Source organism: Brevundimonas sp. EAKA (assembly GCF_000698025.1).
In the GTDB taxonomy this organism is placed as follows: domain Bacteria; phylum Pseudomonadota; class Alphaproteobacteria; order Caulobacterales; family Caulobacteraceae; genus Brevundimonas; species Brevundimonas mediterranea_A.
Genome location: NZ_JMQR01000182.1, coordinates 1 through 4,824 on the forward strand (window position 1 = coordinate 1; position 4,824 = coordinate 4,824).

6 protein-coding genes are annotated in these 4,824 nt (G+C 65.7%); 4 read left to right on the plus strand and 2 right to left on the minus strand.

Features of this window, described 5'->3' with window-relative positions:
• Both ER13_RS16195 and ER13_RS16200 read right to left on the minus strand, forming a co-directional pair.
• A partial coding sequence (locus tag ER13_RS16195) for a hypothetical protein (protein ID WP_035310937.1) occupies positions 1-328 on the minus strand: 328 nt, incomplete at its 3' end.
• On the minus strand, positions 325-945 hold the full coding sequence (locus tag ER13_RS16200; RefSeq protein ID WP_008263485.1) for a hypothetical protein: 621 nt from the start codon (positions 943-945) through the stop codon (positions 325-327). The genes ER13_RS16200 and ER13_RS16195, both read right to left, overlap by 4 nt.
• Before the next feature lie 471 nt (positions 946-1,416).
• Between ER13_RS16200 and rpsL the strand changes: the two genes are divergently transcribed.
• From rpsL to ER13_RS18080, 4 genes are all read left to right on the plus strand, one after another.
• Positions 1,417-1,791: a 30S ribosomal protein S12 gene (gene rpsL, locus ER13_RS16205; protein WP_008260482.1), complete on the plus strand. Its 375-nt coding sequence runs from the start codon at positions 1,417-1,419 to the stop codon at positions 1,789-1,791.
• 81 nt (positions 1,792-1,872) lie between these two features.
• A complete protein-coding gene (gene rpsG, locus ER13_RS16210) occupies positions 1,873-2,346 on the plus strand; it encodes a 30S ribosomal protein S7 (RefSeq protein ID WP_008260172.1) in 474 nt (157 codons plus the stop codon).
• A gap of 166 nt (positions 2,347-2,512) precedes the next feature.
• The gene (fusA, locus tag ER13_RS16215; RefSeq protein WP_008258868.1) at positions 2,513-4,591 is read left to right on the plus strand and encodes an elongation factor G; all 2,079 of its coding nucleotides are present in this window, start codon (positions 2,513-2,515) and stop codon (positions 4,589-4,591) included.
• A gap of 106 nt (positions 4,592-4,697) precedes the next feature.
• The coding region (locus ER13_RS18080) for a GTP-binding protein (RefSeq protein ID WP_231492570.1) at positions 4,698-4,824 on the plus strand (127 nt) is incomplete at its 3' end.

A 4,824-nucleotide genomic window follows, 5' to 3' on the forward strand; every position in this document is an offset into this window, starting at 1 on the left:
GAGGCGCGGGCCGGGGCGCGGCCTCCGTCTCGGGCGTCCGCACCGACGGGGCGGGCGAGGCGTTCGAGGCAGAGGCGGCGACGGGGGCGACTTCCGGTCGGGGCACGGTCGGGACGCGCGGGCGCTCATCGGGCAGCAGGGGGCGGGGCTCGATGTCGAGATAGATCGGCGGCGGGGCGGCGACGATGTCGCCCCCCTCGATCCCCAGGGCCGTGAAGGACAGGGCGGCGATCAGGGCGGTGTTGATGGCGACAGCCGCCGTCGCCAGACCCGCCTTGCGCCAGTCGGGGCGTCGTCGATTCGGACGGGGCAGGGCGGACACGCTCATTCACGACGCTTTCGCAGATTGGGCAGGAGACCGTCCCGCGAAGAGAAGAGATCGACTTCGATATTGACGCCCTCGCACCCTGCGACCGGGTGGGGCGTCTCGCAAGCTGGATCGCCGCGCGGCGGTTCAGCGCGCTGCGCCTCCCATGCGGCCAATCTCCGCGCGCCGTGCCGGGCGAAGACAGCGTCGCGTTCGGCGTCGCCCGAGCCGGCGATGGGCCGCGCCGCGCCTGCGAATCGTCGCGCTCGATCTTCGCAGTAGCGACGCGCCTCGACCGACAGTCTGTTCGGTCCCTCGCAGGACAGGGGCAGGCCGCGCGTCGCCGCACCGGGGCCGACCCGCCAACGCGAATCGATGGCGTCGCCTAGGGTGGGGGCAGGAACGGCGGAAGGCTCAATGCGGCTGTCGTCGGGGCGCGGAACGCCGTCGGCGTCCTGCAGGATGCGGTGCGAGGCCGTGCGGGAAGCCGAGAAGGGCCTGACGGGCGCGCGCTCCTGGGCCAGGCGCGGGCGCGGCTCGATATAGAGATACAGGGGCGCGGCGGCCGGGGCGCCAAGATGGCCGGAGCGAGTGTCGCCGACGGACAGAAGCGCGATCAGGCCCGCATTCAGGCCCATGGAGACAACTACCAGCCCCGCCCTTCGCCCTCTCGACGGCCAGCCGCTCTCGGTCCGCATCCTGACCCCCCCCGTCACCCGAAAACGAGGCTCGGCTGCAAGCGTGGCCGCTTTCGGGCGCAGGTTGGGTTTGTTCGCGTCTTGGCTGTCGGCCAGCGCCAGGGGGCCGCCGCCGCACTTGACCAATCCCCCTATCGCGCGTAGAAGCCGCCCACTTTCGAGGCGTGGCCGGTTCGCCGGTCGCTGAGATCGTGACAATTGAACGGACGGGCTGTGCCCGCCGGAACGCCCAAAGCGCGCGTTCCGGCCCTTTGTGTTTTCCGGTGCGCCGGAGCGAACCAGGGACTGTTCGGGTCACGCGATCAGTCTCGATGACACCCGGGCGAGGGGATGGTCCCCCGTTCACAAGAAGGCGAGAGGCGCTTCGGTCGAAAGACACACGCCTCCATCAGAAGTCGAGATAAGTTTCGAATGCCTACGATCAACCAGCTGATCCGCAAGCCGCGCAAGCCCAAGCCCACCCGTAACAAGGTGCCGGCTCTGGAGGGTTCGCCCCAGCGTCGCGGCGTCTGCACCCGCGTTTACACCACGACCCCGAAGAAGCCGAACTCGGCTCTGCGTAAGGTCGCCAAGGTCCGTCTGGCCAAGAACGGCTACGAAGCCGTTTGCTACATCCCCGGTGAAGGCCACAACCTTCAGGAACACTCGGTTGTTCTGATCCGCGGCGGCCGCGTGAAGGACTTGCCCGGCGTTCGCTACCACATCCTGCGCGGCGTGCTCGACACGCAGGGCGTCAAGGACCGCAAGCAGCGTCGTTCGCACTACGGCGCCAAGCGTCCGAAGTAAGCCATTCGCGTCCGGGCCCCCGCGCCCGGAGGCCTTTTCGAGATCTTCCCGGCGAGCGCCGGGCACTGCAAGGAATACTCCATGTCGCGTCGTCACCGCGCCCAGAAGCGCGAAGTTCTGCCGGATCCCAAGTTCGGGGACCTGATCGTCACCAAGTTCATGAACTACGTCATGTACGAAGGTAAGAAGGCCGTCGCCGAGAACATCGTGTACGGCGCCTTCGACATCCTGGCCGACAAGAAGAAAGACCAGGAGCCGGTCGCCACCTTCCACGCCGCCCTGGACAATGTCGCCCCGTCGGTCGAAGTCCGCTCGCGTCGCGTCGGCGGCGCCACCTATCAGGTGCCGGTCGAGGTCCGTCCGGACCGTCGTCGCGCCCTGGCCATCCGCTGGCTGGTGAACGCCGCGCGCAAGCGTGGTGAAAACACCATGACCGAGAAGCTGGCCGCCGAACTGCTGGACGCCTCGAACAATCGCGGCACCGCGGTCAAAAAGCGCGAAGACACCCACAAGATGGCCGAGGCGAACCGCGCCTTCAGCCACTATCGCTGGTAAGCGTCTTAAAACCGTCTCCCTTTCAAAGGTAATGGGCGGTTCCTATCTAAGACTATCCGGCGCGGGCGGTTTGAGCTAAATCGCCCGCGCTCGCTTATCCGCTGCATCGACGATCATCCCGAGGGCGCCACCCGCGTCCTAGACCTACTTCTCAAGGCACGTTTTCATGGCTCGTACGCACAAGCTCGAGGACTACCGCAACTTCGGCATCATGGCCCACATCGACGCGGGCAAGACGACGACGACCGAGCGGATTCTCTATTACACCGGCAAGAACCACAAGATCGGCGAAGTGCACGACGGCGCTGCGACCATGGACTGGATGGACCAGGAGCAGGAACGCGGCATCACGATCACTTCGGCCGCGACGACCGCCTTCTGGCAGGGCAAGCGCCTGAACATAATCGACACCCCCGGACACGTGGACTTCACCATCGAAGTCGAGCGTTCGCTGCGCGTCCTCGACGGCGCCGTGACCGTGCTGGACGGCAACGCCGGTGTTGAGCCGCAGACCGAAACCGTCTGGCGCCAGGCCGACAAATATTCGGTGCCGCGCATCGTCTTCGTCAACAAGATGGACAAGATCGGCGCCGACTTCGACGCCTCGGTCCAGTCGATCCGCGACCGCCTGGGCGCCAAGGCCGTGCCGATCCAGTTCCCGATCGGTTCGGAAAACACCCTGTCCGGCCTGGTCGACATCGTCGAGATGCGCTCGGTCGTCTGGGACAACGACGCCCTGGGCGCCAACTTCACCGTCGGCGAGATCCCGGCGGACCTGGTCGACAAGGCCAATGAAGCCCGCCAGTACCTGATCGACAACGCCGTCGAACTCGACGACGAAGCCATGCAGGCCTATCTGGACGGCGTCGAGCCTTCGGTCGAAGTGCTGAAGAAGTGCATCCGCAAGGCCGTGCTGACCGGCGCCTTCTATCCGATCCTGTGCGGCTCGGCCTTCAAGAACAAGGGCGTGCAGACCCTGCTGGACGCCGTGGTCGACTATCTGCCGTCGCCGCTGGACATCCCGCCGACGCCGGGCATCGACTTCAAGACGGAAGAGCCGATCACCCGCAAGGCCTCGGACGACGAGCCCCTGTCGGTTCTGGCGTTCAAGATCATGGACGACCCCTTCGTCGGTTCGCTGACCTTCTGCCGCCTGTATTCCGGCAAGATGGAAACGGGCATGAGCCTGCTGAACTCCAGCCGCGACAAGAAAGAGCGCGTCGGCCGGATGCTGCAGATGCACTCGAACAACCGTGAAGACGTCAAGGAAGCCTTCGCCGGCGACATCGTCGCCCTGGCCGGCCTCAAGGAAACCCGCACCGGGGACACCCTGTGCGATCCGCTGAAGTCGCCCGTCATCCTCGAGAAGATGGAATTCCCGGCCCCGGTCATCGAGATCTCGGTCGAGCCCAAGACCAAGGCCGACCAGGAGAAGCTGGGCGTCGCCCTGGCCAAGCTGGCTTCGGAAGATCCGTCCTTCACCGTCTCGACCGACCACGAGTCGGGCCAGACCATCCTGAAGGGCATGGGCGAGCTTCACCTGGACATCAAGATCGACATCCTGAAGCGCACCTACAAGGTCGAGGCCACCATCGGCGCGCCGCAGGTCGCCTATCGTGAATCGCTCGGCCGCAAGGTCGACATCGACTACACCCACAAGAAGCAGACCGGCGGTACGGGCCAGTTCGCCCGCGTCATGATCACCTTCGAACCGGGCGAGCCGGGTTCGGGCTTCGTGTTCGAGAACTCGATCGTCGGCGGCGCGGTGCCCAAGGAATATATCCCGGGCGTCGAAAAGGGTCTGAACTCCATCAAGGATTCGGGGCTGCTGGCCGGCTTCCCGCTGATCGACTTCAAGGCGACCCTGACGGACGGCAAGTACCACGACGTCGACTCCAGCGTGCTGGCGTTCGAAATCGCGGCCCGCGCCGCCTTCCGCGAACTGAAGGAAAAGGGCGCGCCGAAGCTGCTCGAGCCGATCATGGCGGTCGAGGTCGTGACCCCCGAGGAATACCTCGGTTCGGTCATCGGCGACCTGAACGGCCGTCGCGGCATGATCCAGGGTCAGGACATGCGCGGCAACGCCACCGTCGTGAACGCCTTCGTGCCCCTGGCCAACATGTTCGGCTATGTGAACACGCTGCGCGGCATGTCGCAGGGCCGCGCCCAGTTCACGATGCAATACGACCACTACGAGCCGGTGCCGCAGCACGTCGCCGACGAAGTGATCAAGAAGTACGCCTAAGCTTTTCCTTTCGGAGAAGCGGACCTAAAAGCGCCCGGCCCGAAAGCCGGGCGCCCTTAACCCCCAGACTGCAGGAACCCCGGTTCGGGGACCTAGGAGCTAGAAAATGGCCAAGGAAAAGTTCGAACGCACGAAGCCGCACTGCAACATCGGCACGATCGGCCACGTTGACCACGGCAAGACGACGCTGACGGCGGCGATCACGATGACGCTGGCGAAGGCCGGCGGCGCCA

Coding starts and splice junctions, on each gene's coding strand:
- ER13_RS16200 (WP_008263485.1), bottom strand. CDS start 945: ATGGGCCTGAATGCGGGCCTGATCGCGCTTCTGTCCGTCGGCGACACT.
- rpsL (WP_008260482.1), top strand. CDS start 1,417: ATGCCTACGATCAACCAGCTGATCCGCAAGCCGCGCAAGCCCAAGCCC.
- rpsG (WP_008260172.1), top strand. CDS start 1,873: ATGTCGCGTCGTCACCGCGCCCAGAAGCGCGAAGTTCTGCCGGATCCC.
- fusA (WP_008258868.1), top strand. CDS start 2,513: ATGGCTCGTACGCACAAGCTCGAGGACTACCGCAACTTCGGCATCATG.